This is a genomic window from Rhodococcus sp. 05-2255-1e, from assembly GCF_002259025.1.
In the GTDB taxonomy this organism is placed as follows: domain Bacteria; phylum Actinomycetota; class Actinomycetes; order Mycobacteriales; family Mycobacteriaceae; genus Rhodococcoides; species Rhodococcoides fascians.
The window spans coordinates 60,913-79,749 of sequence record NZ_NOZE01000009.1 but is presented as its reverse complement, the minus strand read 5'-3'; the positions used below and the strand labels follow the sequence as shown (position 1 = coordinate 79,749).

At 64.2% G+C, this 18,837-nt stretch carries 15 protein-coding genes; 11 read left to right on the top strand and 4 right to left on the bottom strand.

What is annotated here, in order from left to right:
• Nucleotides 1-5: 5 nt before the first annotated feature.
• Nucleotides 6-2,471: a GcvT family protein gene (locus CH262_RS03675; protein WP_094716920.1), complete on the bottom strand. Its 2,466-nt coding sequence runs from the start codon at nucleotides 2,469-2,471 to the stop codon at nucleotides 6-8.
• Between the two features lie 176 nt (nucleotides 2,472-2,647).
• A complete protein-coding gene (locus tag CH262_RS03670) occupies nucleotides 2,648-4,291 on the bottom strand; it encodes a BCCT family transporter (protein WP_080729038.1) in 1,644 nt (547 codons plus the stop codon).
• A gap of 362 nt (nucleotides 4,292-4,653) precedes the next feature.
• Here CH262_RS03670 and CH262_RS03665 point away from each other — a divergent pair, with 362 nt between their 5' ends.
• The 6 genes from CH262_RS03665 to CH262_RS03640 all read left to right on the top strand — a co-directional run bounded on the left by CH262_RS03665 (nucleotide 4,654) and on the right by CH262_RS03640 (nucleotide 10,486).
• The gene (locus tag CH262_RS03665) at nucleotides 4,654-5,739 is read left to right on the top strand and encodes an S-(hydroxymethyl)mycothiol dehydrogenase (protein ID WP_094716919.1); all 1,086 of its coding nucleotides are present in this window, start codon (nucleotides 4,654-4,656) and stop codon (nucleotides 5,737-5,739) included.
• Nucleotides 5,740-6,109: 370 nt separating this feature from the next.
• Nucleotides 6,110-6,472 carry a bifunctional 3-phenylpropionate/cinnamic acid dioxygenase ferredoxin subunit gene (locus CH262_RS03660; protein WP_027494739.1) on the top strand — a complete coding sequence of 121 codons (363 nt, stop codon included), beginning with the start codon at nucleotides 6,110-6,112 and terminating at the stop codon, nucleotides 6,470-6,472.
• Nucleotides 6,469-7,632 carry an NAD(P)/FAD-dependent oxidoreductase gene (locus CH262_RS03655; protein WP_179274907.1) on the top strand — a complete coding sequence of 388 codons (1,164 nt, stop codon included), beginning with the start codon at nucleotides 6,469-6,471 and terminating at the stop codon, nucleotides 7,630-7,632. The genes CH262_RS03660 and CH262_RS03655 overlap by 4 nt, the downstream gene beginning before the upstream one ends.
• Nucleotides 7,633-7,726: 94 nt before the next feature.
• Entirely contained in the window at nucleotides 7,727-8,878 is a 1,152-nt protein-coding gene (locus tag CH262_RS03650) for an aromatic ring-hydroxylating oxygenase subunit alpha (RefSeq protein ID WP_027494741.1), read from the top strand.
• A gap of 42 nt (nucleotides 8,879-8,920) precedes the next feature.
• Complete coding sequence (locus tag CH262_RS03645) at nucleotides 8,921-9,613, top strand: GntR family transcriptional regulator (protein ID WP_201010485.1); 693 nt, start codon at nucleotides 8,921-8,923, stop codon at nucleotides 9,611-9,613.
• Nucleotides 9,614-9,682: 69 nt separating this feature from the next.
• Complete coding sequence (locus CH262_RS03640; RefSeq protein ID WP_027494743.1) at nucleotides 9,683-10,486, top strand: IclR family transcriptional regulator; 804 nt, start codon at nucleotides 9,683-9,685, stop codon at nucleotides 10,484-10,486.
• Here CH262_RS03640 and CH262_RS03635 read toward each other — a convergent pair.
• A complete protein-coding gene (locus tag CH262_RS03635) occupies nucleotides 10,456-11,331 on the bottom strand; it encodes a bifunctional methylenetetrahydrofolate dehydrogenase/methenyltetrahydrofolate cyclohydrolase (RefSeq protein ID WP_027494744.1) in 876 nt (291 codons plus the stop codon). The genes CH262_RS03640 and CH262_RS03635 overlap by 31 nt on opposite strands.
• A gap of 113 nt (nucleotides 11,332-11,444) precedes the next feature.
• Here CH262_RS03635 and CH262_RS03630 point away from each other — a divergent pair, with 113 nt between their 5' ends.
• A complete protein-coding gene (locus CH262_RS03630; RefSeq protein WP_094716918.1) occupies nucleotides 11,445-11,903 on the top strand; it encodes a hypothetical protein in 459 nt (152 codons plus the stop codon).
• A gap of 214 nt (nucleotides 11,904-12,117) precedes the next feature.
• A complete protein-coding gene (locus CH262_RS03625) occupies nucleotides 12,118-12,393 on the top strand; it encodes a hypothetical protein (protein WP_032366628.1) in 276 nt (91 codons plus the stop codon).
• Between the two features lie 45 nt (nucleotides 12,394-12,438).
• On the opposite strand, the gene CH262_RS03620 is transcribed toward CH262_RS03625, so the two are convergent.
• Complete coding sequence (locus CH262_RS03620; RefSeq protein WP_094716917.1) at nucleotides 12,439-13,929, bottom strand: class I adenylate-forming enzyme family protein; 1,491 nt, start codon at nucleotides 13,927-13,929, stop codon at nucleotides 12,439-12,441.
• Nucleotides 13,930-14,023: 94 nt separating this feature from the next.
• Here CH262_RS03620 and CH262_RS03615 point away from each other — a divergent pair, with 94 nt between their 5' ends.
• The 3 genes from CH262_RS03615 to CH262_RS03605 all read left to right on the top strand — a co-directional run bounded on the left by CH262_RS03615 (nucleotide 14,024) and on the right by CH262_RS03605 (nucleotide 18,767).
• Nucleotides 14,024-15,307, top strand: a complete 1,284-nt coding sequence (locus tag CH262_RS03615; RefSeq protein WP_094716916.1) for a PucR family transcriptional regulator — start codon at nucleotides 14,024-14,026, stop codon at nucleotides 15,305-15,307.
• A 197-nt stretch (nucleotides 15,308-15,504) separates the two neighbouring features.
• The gene (locus CH262_RS03610; protein WP_094716915.1) at nucleotides 15,505-17,352 is read left to right on the top strand and encodes a DUF3556 domain-containing protein; all 1,848 of its coding nucleotides are present in this window, start codon (nucleotides 15,505-15,507) and stop codon (nucleotides 17,350-17,352) included.
• On the top strand, nucleotides 17,349-18,767 hold the full coding sequence (locus tag CH262_RS03605) for a phytoene desaturase family protein (RefSeq protein ID WP_094717346.1): 1,419 nt from the start codon (nucleotides 17,349-17,351) through the stop codon (nucleotides 18,765-18,767). The genes CH262_RS03610 and CH262_RS03605 overlap by 4 nt, the downstream gene beginning before the upstream one ends.
• Nucleotides 18,768-18,837 lie beyond the last annotated feature (70 nt).

Genomic DNA, 18,837 nt, shown 5'->3' with positions numbered 1-18,837 from the left:
GGTCGTCAGCTGCGGATCTTGGCCATCTCGGGGTCGACGAGGGGCTCGGCCACGACGGTGGCGGACACGAGCCGATCGAAGTATCGAATCTGTACTGCTGCACCGGGTTCTGCGCTACCGGCAGGAACCCAGGCGTAGGCGATCGGCGCACCGACGGTGTGACCGAAGGAGGCGCTGGTGACGTAGCCGGCGGGTTCACCGTCCACCAGGACGGGCTCGTGGCCGAGTACCACCGACGTGCCGTCGTCGATCTTCAAGCAGACCAACTTCTTCGAGACGGTGTCGTCGGACATCTCGAGTACGGCGTCGCGGCCGCGGAATTCGCCCTTCTGTGGGCGTACCGCGAAGCCGAGGCCTGCCTCGTAGGGGTTGTGCTCGGTGGTCATGTCCGAACCCCACGACCGGTAGCCCTTCTCCATGCGCAGGCTGTTGAACGCAGCGCGTCCACCGGCGATGATCCCGAACTCGGAACCGGCCTGCCACAACATGTCCCACAGTCGCTGGCCGTAATCGGCGGTGGTGTACAGCTCCCACCCGAGCTCGCCCACGTACGACAATCGCATCGCCGTGACGGGCACTCCCCCGATACGAACCTGCTTGCAGCGGAAGTACTTGAAGTTCTCGTTCGAGAAGTCGTCCTGGGTGAGCTTCTCGACGACCTCGCGGGCATGCGGACCCCACAGGCCGATGCAGCACGTGGATCCGGTGATGTCGTCGACGGTGACGCTGCCGTCACTCGGTGCTTCACGGCGGAGGTAATCGAAGTCGAGGTTGCCGTTGGCTCCGACCTGGAACTCGTCGGCAGACAACCGCGCCACGGTGAGATCGCTTCGGACGCCGCCCTTCTCGTCGAGAGCCAGCGTGTACGTGACAGCTCCGACGGACTTGTCCATCTTGCCGGACGTCAATCCCTCCAACAGTGCCAGCGCACCGGGTCCGCGTACGCGTAGCCGCTTGAGCGGGGTCATGTCGTACATGGCGACGGACGTACGGGTCTTCCACGCCTCGGCCGCGGCAATGGGCGAATGGAACATCGACGCCCACTCGTCGCGCTCGGGCGGCTGCCACTCGACGGGAAGCTGGTGCACCAGATCGGCATTGGCCTCGTACCAGTGCGGGCGTTCCCACCCGCCGCCTTCGAGGAACACAGCACCGAGTTGATGCTGCCGCGCATTGAAGGGGCTGACCCGAACGTCACGCGGGGACAACCGCGGCTGCGAGGGATGCAGCACGTCGTAGATCTCGACGAAGTTCTGCTGCGAGGTTTCGCTGACGTACGCGGGATCGAGCTGGAAATCCTCGAAGCGGTTGACGTCGCATCCGTGCAGTTCGACCTCGGAGCGTCCGTCGACCAGCAACTGTGCGATGGCCCGGCCGACTCCGGCCGAGTGCGTCACCCACACGGCCTCGGCGATCCAGAAGCCCTTGACGTCCGGGGATTCACCGAGCAGCGGTCCGCCGTCGGGGGTGAACGAGAAGACTCCGTTGAAGCCGTGGTCGATCTTGGCGGTCTCGAGGCAGGGCAACAGCAGCTTGGACTGCTCCCACGACGGGGCGAAATCCTCCTGCGTGAAGTCGAGCATGGACGGCATCGCCTCGTCGGACACACCGTCCCCGCCGGGCAGGGTCTTGGTGTCGACTGGCATCGGGCGGTGCGCGTAGGTTCCGATGCCGAGACGGTCGACGTGCTCGCGGAAGTACAGGTCCTGATCCTGATGACGAAGAATGGGCATGCCGGCCTCGGCCGCTTCGGTGTTGCGTCCCACCAGTTCCGGGATCTGATCGGTCTTGGCGTACTGGTGCGCCAAGGGCAGCAGCGGCACCTTCATGCCGACCAGTTCGCCCACATCGGGGCCCCAGAAGCCGGCGCAGGACACCACGATGTCGGCCTCGATGACGCCGTTGTCGGTTGCCACACCGGTGACGCGGCCACCCGTCTGTTCGATACCGATGACCTTGGTGGAACCACGGAAGACCGCTCCGCGCGATTCTGCGCGACGGGCGAGTGCCACGACGGCACGGGACGCTTTGGCAAGACCGTCGGTCTCGACGTACAGACCGCCGAGAACCCGCGAACGATCGATCAGCGGATGTAGTTTGGCGCATTCGGACGGGTCGATGACCGATCCTTCGATGCCCCAGGACGTGGCCCAGCCCTGCTTGCGATGCAGGTCGGCCAGTCGCTCCTCGGTGGTGGCCACTTCGAGGCCGCCGAGCTGATTGAAGCACCACTGCCCGTCCACCTCGAGGCCCATGAACTTCTCGACGGTGTATCGGGCGAGTTCGGTCATGGTCTTGGATGCATTGGTCTGGAACACCAGACCCGGTGCGTGCGAGGTGGATCCACCCGTGAGAGGGAGCGGCCCCTGATCCAGCACGGTGATGCGATCCCAACCGCGTGCGGTGAGCTCGTCGGCCACGTTGGTACCGACTATGCCGGCGCCGATGATGACAACTCTCGGTGAACCCATGGTGGTCCTTCCGTATCGGGGTGGAGAGATGGAGCTCGGCCGAAGCGGTCTACGGCCTGCACGACAACTAACCAGAGATTGATATATCAAGAGTATGGGCAGGGATGGATGTGGTCAACCCCCGAAATACCGATGGTGCGGGACGCATAGTTTCGCGTCCCGCACCATCGCTCACTTCACTTGCCGGCCTTGACTTTCGGCGGGGCCTTGGGGTTCTTGACGATGAACGGATCGTTCGTGACGTCCTTGTACAGCGAGACACACGTACCGATCATCACCAGTACGAACGGTGCCGCCACGATGATGGTCATCGTCTGCAACCCGTTGAGGGCGTCCGAACCTCCCGTCCACAGCATCAGGATCGCGATGCCGCCGGTGACCACACCCCAGAAGGCGACGACCCCACGGGACGGATCCAGGGTGCCGCGTTGCGACAGGGTGCCCATCACGATCGAGGCAGCGTCGGCACCACTGACGAAGAAGATGCCCACCAAGACCATCACCAACACCGACGAGATGCCGGCCAACGGGAAGTGGTCGAGAACCGCGAACAGCTGCGACTCCGGCTTACCGAGGGCCACCAGATCCTCGGTTCCCTTCTGCTGCTCGCCGATTGCCGCTCCACCGAAGATCGAGAACCAGACCAAGCTCACCGACGTCGGGATGAGAATGACGCCGATGACGAACTGGCGGATGGTACGGCCGCGACTGATGCGAGCGAGGAACATACCGACGAAGGGGGTCCACGAGATCCACCAGGCCCAGTAGAAGATCGTCCAGGACGAGAGCCAGGACTCGGTCTCGGGGCCACCGGATGCCGCCGACCGCGCCGACATGCCGGCGATGTGCGCGGCGTAGTCGCCGAGAGTGGTGGGCAGCAGATTCAGGATCAGGACCGTGGGGCCCGCGACGAACACGAAGATCGCAAGCACGAGAGCCAGCACCATGTTGATGTTCGACAGCCACTGAATTCCCTTGGAAACCCCGGACACTGCCGAGGCCACGAACGCAAGTGTCAGGATGGCGACGACAGCCACGAGCAGAAGCGTCCCCGCTTGGTTGACCCAGCCGAGAACCTCGATACCGGAACCGATCTGGAGTGCGCCGAGACCGAGGGATGCCGCGGTGCCGAACATCGTGGCGAAGATCGCCAGAATGTCGATGACCTTGCCGATGGGGCCTTCGGCGCGGCGACCGATCAGCGGAATGAACGAGGAGCTGATGAGCTGCTTGCGGCCCATCCGGTAGGTGCCGTAGGCGATGGACAATCCGACCACCGCGTACATCGACCACGGATGCAGTCCCCAGTGGAAGATGGCCGTCGAGAGTGCCGTTCCCACAGTCGAATCGGTGATTCCGGGCGGCGGGGTGACGAAGTGGGTGAGGGGCTCGGCCACTCCCCAGAAGATCAAGCCGATTCCCATGCCGGCGCTGAACATCATCGCGATCCAGCTGACGGTGTTGAATTCGGGCTTCTCACCGTCTTTGCCGAGCGGAATCTTTCCGTAGCGACTGAGTGCGAGCCACAGCGCGAAGATCACGAACCCGGTGGCCGAGAAGATGAACAGCCAGCCGACGTTGGTCACGACCCAGTCGAGTACCGACGCGTTGACGGACTTCATGTTCTCGGTGCCGAGGATGCCCCATGCCAGAATCGCGATCACGATGGCGGCGGTGATACCGAACACCACCTTGTCGGTGCGCGGCTTGCCCTCCTCTCCGTGGTGGTAGACCTCGAGGGGGCCGTAATGATGAGGGGCATGTTTCTCGGGTGCAGCGACGCGAGTTTTGTCGCCCCGGGGTTTGCTGTTCGTTGTCACATCGTTCTCCCTCCGGCTCTCGCCGAATAGGTGTGTCGCCCGTGCACGCAGCGTGGGTGGTCGGATAGGTGCGCGACTCGTTGCTTACTGCGCAACTACGATTTGTTTGGACTCGAACAAGACTGAGCCGACCCAGGGGCTATGTCAATAGATGGCTGGTCATTTCGACGCGTTCATCACGGATTTTCGAAACGGACAACGCCTCTGAACAGCATCTACGCAATTTCAAATGCCAAAAGTTGTCCGAATTCGATACTCGCTTTTAACATTCGATACTGTCCGGTAACTGATATATTAAGCCTATTCCACCACCGTCGGCGGCCTCGAACGCCGCTCCTTCACTTCACTCAGGAGTACCAACCATGCCGCAGCAGGTCCGCGCCGTCGTCGCCAAAAGCAAAGGCGAGCCCGTCTCGATCGAAACGATCACCATTCCCGATCCCGGCCCGAACGATGTCGTGGTCACCATCGCCGCGTGCGGGGTGTGTCATACCGATCTGCATTACCGCGAGGGCGGCATCAACGACGAGTTCCCGTTCCTGCTCGGCCACGAAGCCGCAGGCACCGTCGAAACCATCGGTGACGCTGTCACTCATGTCGAGGTCGGTGATTTCGTGGTGTTGAACTGGCGGGCGGTGTGCGGGGAATGCCGAGCCTGCAAGAAAGGCACCCCCTGGTACTGCTTCGACACCCACAATGCATCGCAGAAGATGACTCTCGCCGACGGCACCGAACTCTCTCCCGCGTTGGGGATCGGGGCGTTCGCCGACAAGACTCTCGTCCACGAAGGACAGTGCACCAAAGTCGACCCGGAGTCCGATCCGGCGGTGGTGGGGTTGCTCGGGTGCGGGGTGATGGCCGGGTTGGGTGCGGCGATGAACACCGGGAACGTCTCCCGCGGGGATTCCGTCGCGGTGATCGGGTGCGGCGGTGTCGGGGATGCTGCGATCGCCGGTGCCCGCCTGGCGGGGGCGTCGACGATCATCGCCGTCGACCGCGACAAGAAAAAACTCGACTGGGCTCTCGATCTGGGTGCCACGCACACTGTCGATGCCTCGCAGGTCGATGCGGTCGAGGCCATCCAGGAGCTGACCGGTGGGTTCGGGGCGGATGTGGTCATCGATGCCGTCGGCCGCCCGGAAACCTGGAAGCAGGCGTTCTACGCCCGCGATCTCGCCGGGACCGTCGTCCTCGTCGGGGTGCCGACCCCGGAGATGACGGTGGAGATGCCGTTGATCGATTTCTTTTCCCGGGGTGGGTCGTTGAAGTCGTCGTGGTACGGCGATTGCCTGCCGGAGCGGGATTTTCCGATGTTGGTCGATCTGTACGAGCAGGGCCGGTTGCCGCTCGAGAAGTTCGTGACCGAACGGATCGGTCTCGGTGATATCGAGGCGGCGTTCGAGAAGATGCATCAGGGCACGGTGCTGCGTTCGGTGGTGGTCCTGTGAGCGGGCAGTTGCGGGTCGAGAAGGTGGCCGCTTCCGGTGACTCGAGCCCGTGCGCTGCGACTCGACACCCCTGATATATCAAAGTGGGCCCTTTTACCCGTCGGTAGCGTTTTGCCTCATGGTGCCCTCGACGTATTCCGACGTCGGGGGCATCATCGAGTCGAGCGGATGCGGCACTGGCTACGCAAGTCCTTGCACGGGCTAACCACCTGCTCAGCTGGTACAACGCGTGGTTTGTCCGGTTCCGGTTACGCCGTGTTTCGCATGTATGAAAAGTGCCGTCACCTATTGACACACTCTTGTGGCGATGTTCACACTGTTGTTGCGGGAAGTAAGACGTGTTCCGCATAGCGATACAGAAAGGATCCGAATGCTCAAGGTGTGTTCCTTGGCCGATCTCCCCGGCGGCGAAGCTCTGCGCGTCGACACCACCCCTCCGGTGGCGGTGTTCCACACCGAGGACGGTGAGCTGTTCGCGATCGATGACACCTGTACGCATCAGGACGCGTCGCTCGCCGACGGCTGGCTCGAAGGGTGCGCGGTCGAATGCCCACTCCACGCGTCCACCTTCGACCTGCGTACCGGTGCTGTCGACGCTCCGCCCGCCAAGTTGCCTGTCCGCACGCACACCGTCGTCGTCGAGGACGGCGTCGTCTACGTCGAGCTGAGCACCGCGGCCCCCAATCTTCCGCCCGACGTTCGCAGCCGGTTGGCCGCCGAGGGACATTCATGAAGAGCGTCACCATCGTCGGAGCCTCCCTGGCAGGCCTGTGCTCCGCGCGTGCACTACGGGCCGCTGGGTTCGACGGCTCCGTCACCATCGTCGGTGCCGAGAGTCACCGACCCTACGACCGCCCTCCCCTGTCGAAGGAATACCTCGCCGGCGACGTGGACGTGAGCACTCTCGCCCTCGAACCCGACGACGAAAACCTCGACGCCACCTGGATTCTGGGCCGCACAGCCACCGCTCTCGATCCATCGCGTCGCACCGTCACTCTCGACGACGGTGCCGAGCTGACCTCCGACGGCGTCGTCCTCGCCACCGGCTCACGCGCGCGATCGCTTCCCGGTACCGATCACCTCGCCGGTGTGCACGTATTGCGTACGATCGACGACGCCGACCGGCTGCGTGCAGATCTCACGCCCGGCGCACGTCTCGTCGTCATCGGCGCAGGCTTCATCGGAGCCGAAGTAGCTTCCACCGCAAGGAAGTTGGGCCTCGAGGTCACTGTCGTCGAAGCCGCCCCGTCACCGCTCGCCGGGCCACTCGGTGCACGGTTGGGTAGCGCGGTGGGCAATCTGCACCGCGACAACGGCACCACGTTGATCTGCGGAATCGCCGTCGACGGCTTGACCGGCACCGACCGAGTGACAGGCGTTCGACTCGCGGACGGCCGACTCCTCGACGCCGACGTCGTGGTTGTCGGCATCGGCGGCATTCCGAACATCGACTGGCTCGGCACCAGCGGACTCGCACTGGGCAACGGAATCCTGTGCGACGGCGGCGGCGCGACCGCCGTACCCGGAGTGGTCGCAGTCGGCGACTGCGCCGCATGGCTGGATTCGACCGGCGTCCACCGACGCGTCGAGCATTGGGCCGGGGCGTCCGAACGACCCACCGTTGCAGTGGCCACCCTGCTCTCGGGCAGTTACGGCGGCCAACACGTCAAACCTCCGTATTTCTGGTCCGACCAGTACGGGTCACGTATTCAGTTCGCCGGCACCGCCGGACCGGACAGTGAATGCACCATCGAAGAGGGTTCGCCCGAACTCGGGAGTTTCCTCGCCGTGTATCGATCCGACGGACTTCCGGTCGGTGTACTCGGTGTCAATCAAGTTCGATTGTTCACCCGCTGGCGCCGACAGCTCTCGGCTCCCGCTCGCGCGGTCTGAAATCACCCAGGCCGCTGCTCCACCCGTCGTATTCCATTACCCCAGTTGACGTCTCGTCACCGATCCACAAGATCGGCCACGTACGGAGGACCCCTTGACCACCATTCCCGACACCACGCCGCCCGCAACCTCCCTTCCCCTGCCCGAAAGCCTCATCTCCACCCTTCCCGGTCGCTACTACACCGATCCGGCCATCTTCGAGCTCGAGCAGGAGAAGATCTTCGAGGAACTGTGGATCTGCGCGGTCCGTGCCGCCGATCTGGACAAGCCCGGTGCCTTCCGCACCGTGCAGATCGGGCGCGAAAGCGTCATCGTGACGCGCACCCGAACCGGGGCGATCAAGGCCTACCTGAACGTGTGCGCGCACCGCGGTGCTCGAATCTGCATGGAGGACAAGGGCGAAGTCAAGCGATCGTTCCAGTGTCCGTACCACGCCTGGACCTACGATCTCGACGGAAAGCTCATCGCAGCACCGAATCTCACCAAGATGCCCGACATCGATCGGGTTCGCTACGGCCTGGCGTCGGTGTCGGTCGAGGAATGGCTCGGGTACGTCTGGGTCAATCTCAGCGACAATCCGGCCTCCTTCGACACCACTGTGGTGCAGGACATCCGTGATCGACTCGGCGACGTCGAGTCAATCGACCGCTACAAGATCGAAGACCTCGGTCTCGGCCGCCGCGTGAGCTACGACGTCAAGGCCAACTGGAAGCTCATCATCGAGAACTTCATGGAGTGCTACCACTGCGCCACCATCCACCCCGAGCTGACCGAGGTACTTCCCGAATTCGCCGACGGTTACGCGGCCCAGTACTACGTGGGCCACGGAGCCGAATTCGGGGAATCCGTCAAGGGATTCACGCTCGACGGTTCCGAGGGACACGACTCCATTCCCGGAATCGCACCCGAACAGGACCGGCGCTACTACGCCATCACCGTCCGGCCACAGGTGTTCGTCAACCTCGTCCCGGATCACGTGATCATCCATCGGATGTATCCGCTTGCCGCCGATCGCACTCTGGTGGAATGCGATTGGCTGTACCTGCCCGGCGTCGTCGCATCGGGACGGGATCTGCAGAAATCGGTGGAGTTGTTCCACCGCGTCAATCTGCAGGACTTCGAGGCGTGCGAACGCTGCCAGCCCGCCATGAGCTCACGGAAGTACCGCGACGGCGGAGTGCTGGTGGGCAGCGAACACCACATCGGCATCTTCCACGATTGGCTGAAGAACCGCATCGAGGCCTGACCGCACGCTGACCCGCACTCGGTGCCGATAGGATCGGTAACCATGAGTGTCGAGGTCGCATCGCCGGGCGCCCCCGGATCGTCGGGGGTGCCGGGCGAACCCGGAGCGACGATGGCCGACGTCGCCTACTCGGCTATCCGCGACAAACTGATCATGCTGACCATCAAGCCGGGTGAGGCCGTCGTCGAATCGGCGTTGTCCGCCGAGCTGGGCGTTGGACGCACGCCGGTACGGGAAGCTCTCAAACGGCTCGAGTACGAGCGCCTCGTCATCTCGCACGCCCGCCGCGGCACTTTCGCCACGGCCATCGACGTCGCCGATCTGGGCGACATCTCCGAAATCCGCCAGCGGCTCGAGCCTCTTGCCGCCGCCAAGGCAGCCACCGCGGCCACCGCAACCCAACGCCAAGTTCTGCTGGGCATGGCCGACCGCACCGAGAAGTTCGAGGCGACGCCGCCGAGCCAACACGACCTGATCAACTGGGATGCCGAAGTGCATCGCACCGTCTACCGGCTGGCGGCGAACCCGGTTCTCGAAGACGCATTGATTCGCTACAACAATCTCGCGACGCGAATCTTCTGGTTGTTCATGGATCGACTGCCTCCCCTGGCCGACCACGTGGGGACGCACACCGAGCTGCTGCGCGCCATCGCGGCAGGCGATGCCGAGAAGGCCGCGACCATCGCCCGAGCACACGTGACCGAGTTCGACGACGCGGTGCGCGCCGTCATCTAGATCGCCGGCTCGGGCCACGCTCCGAGGGGCAACACCACGGCCAAGTGCCTGTTACGTATAGTCGCGGGGGTGGCCAGCGACGATTCGACACGTGCCCCCGAGGGTGGCGTCCAGTCCGTCGACCGCGCATTTCGGGTGCTCGAGGTCGTGGCACGGCTCGGAGAGGCCGGCGTGAGCGCCATCGCCACCGAGATCGGTGTGCACAAATCCACGGTGTCGAGGCTGCTGGCGTCGCTCGAAGAACACGACATGGTGATGCAGACGCACAATCGCGGCAAGTACCGGCTCAGCCTCGGAGTCCTCCGGCTCGCGGCGGCCGTGCCCGAGCGTCTGGAGATCACCGAATACGGCCACGCGGTCTGTGAACGCCTCGCCGGCAAGCTCGGCGAAACGGTCAATATCGCTGTGCTGCGGTCCAATACAGCGGTCCACCTGGATCAGGCCCGCGGGCCGAGTTCGGTGGGAACCCACAACTGGATCGGGGAGCAGACACCGCTGCACGCCACCGCGAGCGGCAAGGTGTTGCTGGCTGCCCTCGACTCCGATACGCGTCAGGACGTCGTGGACGGACTCGACCTCCACCGATACACCGAGCACACACTCACCACCAAAGCCGGTCTCACTGCCGAACTCGATGCTGCGGTATCCCTCGGATACGCCGTCGTCGTCGAAGAGTTCGAGACCGGACTCAACGCCATCGCAGCCCCGATTCTCGACTACACCGGCAAGACGACCGCGGCGCTGAGCATCTCGGGACCGGTCTACCGCTTCGACGAAACCAGAATGCGGGCCATCGTCCCCGACGTGCTGGCCGCCGCCGCCGAGATCAGCGAGAAGATGGGCTACCGGGAGTCCTTCATCCCCTCGGCCTGAGCGGCCTCCGCACACTCCACCACGTTCGTCAGCAGCATCGCCCTGGTCATCGGCCCGACCCCGCCGGTCGCTCCACTGAGCCGCCCCGCAATGTGCTCGACGCCGGGGTGCACGTCGCCGAGAATGCCCTCGACGGTACGGGTGATTCCCACCGACAACACCGTGGCTCCGGCACTGATCCAGTCCGGTTGCACCAGATGCGCAACACCCGCTGCCGCGATGACCACGTCGGCGGCCCGAGTGTGCGCGGCGGTGTCCACCGTCGCCTCGTGACACATGGTCACGGTGGCGTGTTCGCTGCGACGCGTCAGCATCAAGCCGAGCGGACGACCCACCGTGATTCCACATCCGATGATGCAGAAGCGAGCACCGGTGATCGGAACATCGTGGTGCCGAAGCAGTTCCAATATCCCCCGTGGGGTGCAGGGCAGCGGCCCGTCCATGCCGAGTACGAGCCGGCCCAAATTGGTCGGATGCAGCCCGTCGGCATCCTTACGAGGATCGATCAGCTCGATCACCCGATGGGTGTCGATGTGCGAGGGCAGCGGCAACTGAACGATGAACCCGGTGCACTCGGGATCCTCGTTGAGAGCGTGCACGGCATCTTCGATCTCCTGCTGACTCGCGGTTGCAGGCAACCGGACCTGAATCGAATGCAGTCCCACCTCGGCGCAGTCGCGATGCTTCGCCGCGACATAGGAACGGCTCCCCGGATCGTCGCCCACCAGAATCGTGCCCAGGCCGGGCCGAATCCCCTGCTGGGCGAGCCGTTCGACGCGGTATCGCAGATCGTCCTTGACGATCGCGCTGACCGCGGTTCCGTCGATCTTGAGCGCTGTGGTCATACTTTCGATTCCTCGGTTCGGCGGGCCGCTGCGGTTCTGATATATCAACTGTCGGTCAGGGTACGGTGAGTCGTAGGGACCGGTCAAGAGCCGCGGTATGGGAGGGTCGAGACATGGAGCCCCTGCAGCCGATGCGGCCGGTCGACCTGCGGTACGCCGAGCGCGAGGCTGCACCTCGATGGAAGGTGTGGGGTGCGCGCATCGTCCTTGTAGGACTTGTTCTGACGGCGGTTCTGGTCGAGGACGGACAGTCCTGGATGGTCGTCGCAGGGATATGCACGACAGCGATCGGCGCGGCGCTGACCGTTGCGTCGACGCGCCGAAGGATGCGCGAGAACGCGGGCCGCCGAATTCCCTGGAACGGTCGGCCGCCGATCGAATTCCGGCAGGTAGACCTACTGGACACCTTCGGATTTCCGATGGTCGTCTTCGGTGTTGCAGTGGCCGCGAAAAGCGCATCCGTACCGTGGTTTTTCGCGTTGCCGGTCGTCTGCATCGGCGCTGTCGGGATGCCTCTGGCGGCGCAGGCATGGCACAACTACCGCGTTCGCAGAAGCACGCCCACGCCCTGACCATTCGGGTCAGGTGGGAAGCTCGACGGCGATTGCCCGACGGCACAGCGCATACAACTGGCCGCGACTCCCACCACGTGCCGGTGAAATCCGACCGACCGTCGCCGATGAAGAGATGATCGAGTCTCTACTATGGAGGCGTCGTTGCCGGTTACCTGCAGAAGAACAGGTCGGGGCGGTGCTGCCGCACTGCATGCGAGAAGGAGTGCCGGTGATGCGCAAGTCCCCTTCTCGGTCGATGTTCCGTGACGGTGCCGGAAACCTGGCGTTGATTGCGGGCATCGTCGCGGTCGTCTGCGCGTTCGTGCCGTTCGTCGGAGACTTCGTGACCATCCCGGCCGGAGTGATCGCGGTGGTCAGTGGCTGGATCGGTCTCGGCCGCGCAGTCGAGGGCGACGCGTCCAACGGTCGCGACGCCGTGATCGGTGCGGCGCTCGGTGGCATCGGATTGTTCGTCGTGTTCCTGACCTTCGCGGCCTCGTCCATGTGACCGCGACCGTCCTGACCCGGTAGCGACAGGGCAGGTCGGATCGGACTACGCGCCGAGATCCTTCTTCACGATCTTTCCGACGGAGTTCTTCGGTAGAGCGTCGTGGACCACTGTCCGAGTCGGTCGCTTGAACTTGGCCAGGCTCCGCGCGCAGTGCGCGTCCAGCTCGTCGACCGAGATACTGCGACCGGCTCGTGCAACGACGTGCGCGACGGGCACCTCCCCGTAGACCGGATGCGCTTCGCCCACGACGGCCACTTCCAGGACGTCGGGATGGGATTGCAGGACATGTTCGATTTCGCTCGGCGCGATGTTCTCGCCGCCGCGAATGATCATGTCCTTGAGTCGATCCACCAAGACGAGATAGCCGTCCTCGTCGAGGACTCCGATGTCGCCGGTGTGCAACCACCCCTCTCGAATGGTCTTTGCGGTCACGTCCGGCAGGCCCAGGTATCCCTGCATGACCGTCTCTCCGCTCACCAACACTTCACCGGTCCGGCCAGGAAGGGAGCTCGGACCGTCGGGTGTATCGATCGCGATGTCGATACCGGGTAGCGCGATGCCGACCGTGCCCGGCTTTCGAATCCCGTTCGGCGGGTTGATCGTTGCCGCCACAGTGCATTCCGACAGGCCGTACCCTTCGACGACCGGCACGCCGAAGATCGATTCGAACGACGTGATCAGGCCGGCAGGCATGGGCGCTGCTCCACAGATGACGAATCGAAGCGACGAGATGTCGCGGTCGGTCGATCCACGGTCCGCAAGCAGCGAGTACATGGTGGGCACTGCGGAGAAGTAGGTGGGCCGGACGGTCTCCACGTTGTCCCAGAACGTGTCCGGCGAGAAACGAGGCGCGATGTGCACACGCCCGCCGGCTCGTAGCGGAGCGACCGAGCCGACGACGAGTCCGTTGCAGTGGAAGAGTGGAAGCACCAACAGGCTCGTATCGACCTCGGTCAATTCGCAGGCCGTCACGATCGCGGCACTCATCCGGTCGACGTTGCGATGAGTCAGCACACAGCCTTTCGGCCGCCCCGTCGTTCCCGAGGTGTAGACGATCAAGGCAGGGGCCGAGCTGTCGGCAGGCCCCGCTCCACGATGCGTGCCGTCCAACTGCGGCGTGCGGGGACGACGATCGCGGGAGTCCACGTCGATGAACGAAATACCCTGTGCGCGGCCGAGAGTGCAGGCGCGCTCGCTACCGACGAGCACGCGGGCGGTCGAGTCCTCGAGTTGATAGCGCACCTCGTCGTCGGTGAGTGCGGGATTGACGGGAGTCAACGTTGCTCCCAGCACCCATGCCGCGAACATCGTGGTGATGATGTCGATGCGATTCGGAAGCAAGACTGCAACCACATCACCCGCTCCCACCCCCGCGTCGACGAGTTCGGCAGCAACCGCGTCGACTTCGAGCCCGAACTCGGCATTGCTCAACCGAGTGGAGTCGTCGGACAGACACGCGCCGTCCGGGTCGTTGTCGATGCGGCGGTACATGGCCTGCAGAACCGGCGAGGAGGCGTCGAGAATTGGCAGCATGTGACGTAGGTTACGGATTGCCCATTTGAAAGACTTCGGTCCAGCAGCACAAAAACCGCGGATTATTTGTAGCCCGAAACGAAAAGGAACACCCGTGCCGACACCTGCCGACATCTCGCCCGCCTCCGCCGAGGCGGTGCGCACTCACGTGGCTGCTGTTGCCGCGCACCTCAATGCCCGGCTGGCAGATGTCGTGGCGCAGATGCGCACGACACTCGCGTCGCGCATCACGGAACTGAACAACGAACCATCGCTGATCGAGCTGCTGGGATCGAGTATCGAGGGCAACGTCGACACCATCCTGCACGCTCTGCAGCACGACATCGGCGGTGCCGGATTCGAGCCGCCGGCGGCGGCCATCGAATATGCGCGCCGCCTGGCTCAGTGGGGCGTGCCGGTCAATGCCTTGGTTCGCGCCTATCGACTCGGACAGCAATTTCTGCTCGATCGAGCGTTCGAGACCTCGATGTCGCTGGCCGCGCCGGACCCGGTCCGGATGGAAGCGCACCGCGTGATCGTCGATTCGGTGTTCGACTACATCGACTGGATCTCGCAACGGGTGGCCGCGGTGTACGAGACCGAGCGGGAGTCCTGGCTGGCGGACCGCGAGAATGCTCGACTCGATGCGGTACTCGATCTCCTGAACGGCAAGGGGTCGGTGGATGTCGTCGAGCGAGTGACCGGGTATCGACTGCGCGGACGACACCTGGCCGTCGTGGCCTGGGTCGGTGAGTCCGCCGTTCGCGGCGACCGGATGCGCAGGTTCACCACCACCATCCGCGCTCTGGCGGCGGACTTGGACAGTCCGGCCCCTCCCCTGGTGGTCGGACGCGACGGCGCTACCGCGTGGGGATGGATTCAGGTTCCATCGAACGACACAGATCTCGCCGTCGTTCTCGATCGCATCAACACTCGACCGCGGACCGAGGACGCACCCCTGTTGGCGGCCGGGGCCATCGGACTCGACGCGGCCGGGTTCGTCACATCCCACCGGCAGGCTCAGCGCGCCCATCACGTGGCCGTTCTGGGTGGCCGAGGCCGAACGATCGAACGCTACGACGACCCCGGGTTGGCCGTGGTGGACCTGTGCGCTCGCGACCCGTCGGCATTGCAGGCCTGGGTCCTGAGCGTGCTGGGACCGCAGTTGGCTGCCGACACCACACATGCCGAACGATTGCGCACCACGTTGCGGATCTACCTTGCGTGCGAACGGAGCCTCTCCGCGGCGGCTGCGGTGATGACGATGCACAAGAACTCGATTCGCTACCGCGTCGACAATGCCGAGAAGCTGCTCCCCCGGCCACTGTCCGACGACCGACTCGCCGTCGAGGTTGCCCTCACCGCATGTCAGTGGCTCGGGGCTCGGATCCTCTCCTGAGGGTGCACTTTGTGTCGGCGTCACAAAAACGAAGGTGAGCCTCGGGTCGGCGAACCATTGGGACCGCCGATAGGAACCCCGTAGCTTTCTGTGGTGCAGGACACAGTCCGATGGTTGCGTCACCGCGACCCGAGCCTCGGGCGACAGGGCTGACTCCTGCTCCTTCATCCTCAGCGCTCGCTACAGAAAGCTCACTCATGGGATTCAAGAACGGACAGTTTCCACCTGTCGACCTCGAAACCTTCCTCGACCGGCCCCTGCTGGAACGAGTGAAAACCCTTGCACTGCATTGGGTCGACTACGGCTTCGGCTCGCCGAAGGTCATCCCCACCACCTACGTCGTCAAGCTTCTGGTGCTCTACATCGGGATCGGCCTGACTCTGGCAACACTGACTTCCGGCGTTGGGATGCCGTGGGACGTCGGCTCGTGGTGGGACGACATGATCGTCTACCAGAAGTTGGTCTACTGGACGATGCTGCTCGAAACCGTCGGACTCGCGGGGTCATGGGGACCGATCGCCGGCAAGTTCAAGCCGATGACAGGCGGAATCCTGTTCTGGGCGAAACCGGGGACCGTTCGAATGCCTCCGTGGCCGGGCAAGGTGCCGTTCACCTCGGGTGACACCAGGACGCCGCTGGACGTCGTGCTGTATCTCGCGCTCCTGGTGAGTCTGTTCGTACCCGTCATCGCGCCCGGAACACCGCCCGGTGCATTTGCCTCGATCCTGCCCGAGGGCATCGGCAACCTCGTCGATCCACGCTGGGCGATCGCGCCGGTCTTGCTCACCATCGTTGTGGGCCTTCGTGACAAGACGATCTTCATCGCTGCCCGCGCCGAGCAGTACGGTCCTGCGATAGTCCTGTTCGGTCTCGTGGGAATTCTCGGTGACAACGCCATCGTCGACCTCGTCGTCGGACTGAAGCTGCTCATCTTCTCGGTGTGGGTCGGGGCCGGCATCTCGAAATTCGGTGCACATTTCGCCAACGTCGTTCCGCCCATGGTCTCGAACAGCCCCTGCATTCCCACGCGCTGGGCCAGGCGTAAGCACTACCGGAATTTCCCGGACGACATTCGCCCCTCGGCAACGGCCAAATTGATCGCGCACGTATTGGGCACCACCGTCGAGATCGCGGTACCGGTCGTGTTGCTGCTCACCACCAACACGACCGTCGCACTCGTCGGAGCACTTCTCATGGTGGCATTCCACCTGTTCATCATCTCGACGTTCCCGCTGGCGGTGCCGCTGGAGTGGAATCTGTTGTTCGCCTACGCAGCAGTGTTCCTCTTCGTCGGACACCCTGCCGGACAGGGATTCTCGATCTTCGACGCCTCCCCGTGGTTCGTGGCGACATCGCTGGTGTGCTTGTTCTTCTTCCCGGTTCTGGGCAACCTACGACCGGACCTCGTGGCCTTCACGCCCTCGATGCGCCAGTACGCGGGCAACTGGGCCTCCGGTCTGTGGGCGTTCGCACCGGGTGCCGAGGACAAGCTCGATCAGATCGTGCGCCCCACCCGCAATCAGGTACGACAGCTCGAAGCCATGGGTTACCCGCCTGCCGTCGCCGAGATCACGATGCAACAGACCATCGCATGGCGCTCGATGCACAGTCAGGGCCGCGGATTGTTCTCGCTTCTGATCCGCAACGTTCCCGACATCGATCGATGGACGGTGCGTGAAGGCGAATTCGCCTGCAACTCGATTCTCGGCTTCAACTTCGGCGACGGCCACCTGCACGACGCCTCCCTCATCGCAGCGATTCAGCGACGCTGCAACTTCGAGCCGGGCGAGTTCGTGGTGGCCTGGGTCGAATCGCAGCCCATCCATCGAAAGACGCAGTCGTACAAGCTCATCGATGCCGCCCTCGGCGTGATCGAAACCGGTACGTGGAACGTCGACGACGCGGTGTCCGCCCAGCCGTGGCTGCCCGACGGCCCCATCCCCATGTCGGTGACGTGGCGGCGTCGCGCAGACTCGACAACCGCTCGACACTCGGCACCGGAGACGTCGTCAGCGGCGGCCGGTGCTGGAGAATCGACATCATGACGCGATCCGCGACGATAGTGGGCAGCGGCCCGAACGGGCTTGCCGCTGCGCTTGCTCTGGCGCGCGACGGCATACAGGTCACCGTGCTGGAAGCGGAGAGCGAGATCGGCGGCGGCACCCGTAGCCACCGGCCTTTCACCAACGTCGATCTGCTCGTCGATCACTGTGCCGGTTTCCATCCGATGGCGGTGGGTTCACCTGCCCTCGCCGGTCTCGAGCAACACGGACTGACGTGGCGGTGGCCCGAGATCGATTGTGCTCATCCGCTTCTCGACGACGCGGCAGCGCTGCTCCATCGATCGATAAACGAGACTGCTGTGGGCCTGGGCGCGGACGGCAAACGATGGAAGGCACTGTTCGGGCAACCGTCGTCGTCGTACGACAGACTGTCCGCAGACCTACTCGGACCGGTCGTGCACCTGCCCCGACATCCACTGCTGCTGGCGAGATTCGGTGCGCCGACTGCTCTGCCCGCAGCGGTGTTGTCACGGGTGTTCGCCACGCCGCAGGCGCGGGCACTGTTCGTCGGAGCAGCGGCACACGCGATGCGTCCGTTGACCGAAGTGTTCTCCTCCGCCATCGGGGTGGGAATCCTGACCGCGGGACACCACAACGGATGGCCGGTGGCGGAGGGCGGAACCGCGGCGATCTCACGGGCGATGCACTCCGCGCTCATCGAACTGGGAGCAACCGTGCAGACCTCGACGCGGGTTGCCACGCGAGCCGATCTGCCGTCGTCGGACATCACGATCTTCGACACGACGCCGGCCGTGGTGGCCGACGTACTCGGCCAGGAATTGACGACGCGTACACGTCGCTCCTACAACAGGTTTCGGCACGGACCGGCTGCGTTCAAGGTCGACCTCGCGGTGCGCGGTGGAGTCCCGTGGACCGACCCCCGGGTCGCGCAGGCCGGCACTGTGCACGTGGGAGGTAGCGTCGAGGACACCATCGCAGCCGAGGCGGCCGTTGCTGCAGGACGAATGCCCGATCGGCCGTTCGTCCTCGTCGGGCAGCAGTTCGTCGCAGATCCTCAGCGCGCGGACGGAGACGTCGTACCGCTGTACGCATACGCCCATGTTCCCGCCGGCCTCGACCACGATGTCACCGACGTCGTGATCGACCGCATCGAACAGTTCGCACCGGGCCTGCGTTCGCGAATTGTGGAGACAGTCAGCACGTCTCCGCAGAGCTTCGCCGAAGGAAACGCGAATTTCGTCGGCGGCGACATTCTGTGCGGTACGTCGTCACCGACACAATTGCTCCTCGGACCACGGCCCGGCCGAGACCCGTACCGCACGGGAACGCCGGGGTTCTATCTGTGCTCTGCGGCAACTCCCCCCGGACCCGGTGCACACGGCATGGCGGGACTGAATGCAGCGCGACGAGCTCTGGATGACCTGCTGAAGCGCTGAAACAGCGACACAGCAATATCTTTCGTCTTCTCTGTCGTCAGCGAGAAGGCACTACCTCTGCTTTCCCACG

What these genes read in the sequence shown, in the direction of transcription:
- CH262_RS03605 (WP_094717346.1), top strand. Translation starts at nt 17,349, where the DNA reads ATGACGCGATCCGCGACGATAGTGGGCAGCGGCCCGAACGGGCTTGCC.
- CH262_RS03665 (WP_094716919.1), top strand. Translation starts at nt 4,654, where the DNA reads ATGCCGCAGCAGGTCCGCGCCGTCGTCGCCAAAAGCAAAGGCGAGCCC.
- CH262_RS03610 (WP_094716915.1), top strand. Translation starts at nt 15,505, where the DNA reads ATGGGATTCAAGAACGGACAGTTTCCACCTGTCGACCTCGAAACCTTC.
- CH262_RS03660 (WP_027494739.1), top strand. Translation starts at nt 6,110, where the DNA reads ATGCTCAAGGTGTGTTCCTTGGCCGATCTCCCCGGCGGCGAAGCTCTG.
- CH262_RS03635 (WP_027494744.1), bottom strand. Translation starts at nt 11,331, where the DNA reads ATGACCACAGCGCTCAAGATCGACGGAACCGCGGTCAGCGCGATCGTC.
- CH262_RS03655 (WP_179274907.1), top strand. Translation starts at nt 6,469, where the DNA reads ATGAAGAGCGTCACCATCGTCGGAGCCTCCCTGGCAGGCCTGTGCTCC.
- CH262_RS03645 (WP_201010485.1), top strand. Translation starts at nt 8,921, where the DNA reads ATGAGTGTCGAGGTCGCATCGCCGGGCGCCCCCGGATCGTCGGGGGTG.
- CH262_RS03630 (WP_094716918.1), top strand. Translation starts at nt 11,445, where the DNA reads ATGGAGCCCCTGCAGCCGATGCGGCCGGTCGACCTGCGGTACGCCGAG.
- CH262_RS03625 (WP_032366628.1), top strand. Translation starts at nt 12,118, where the DNA reads ATGCGCAAGTCCCCTTCTCGGTCGATGTTCCGTGACGGTGCCGGAAAC.
- CH262_RS03620 (WP_094716917.1), bottom strand. Translation starts at nt 13,929, where the DNA reads ATGCTGCCAATTCTCGACGCCTCCTCGCCGGTTCTGCAGGCCATGTAC.
- CH262_RS03675 (WP_094716920.1), bottom strand. Translation starts at nt 2,471, where the DNA reads ATGGGTTCACCGAGAGTTGTCATCATCGGCGCCGGCATAGTCGGTACC.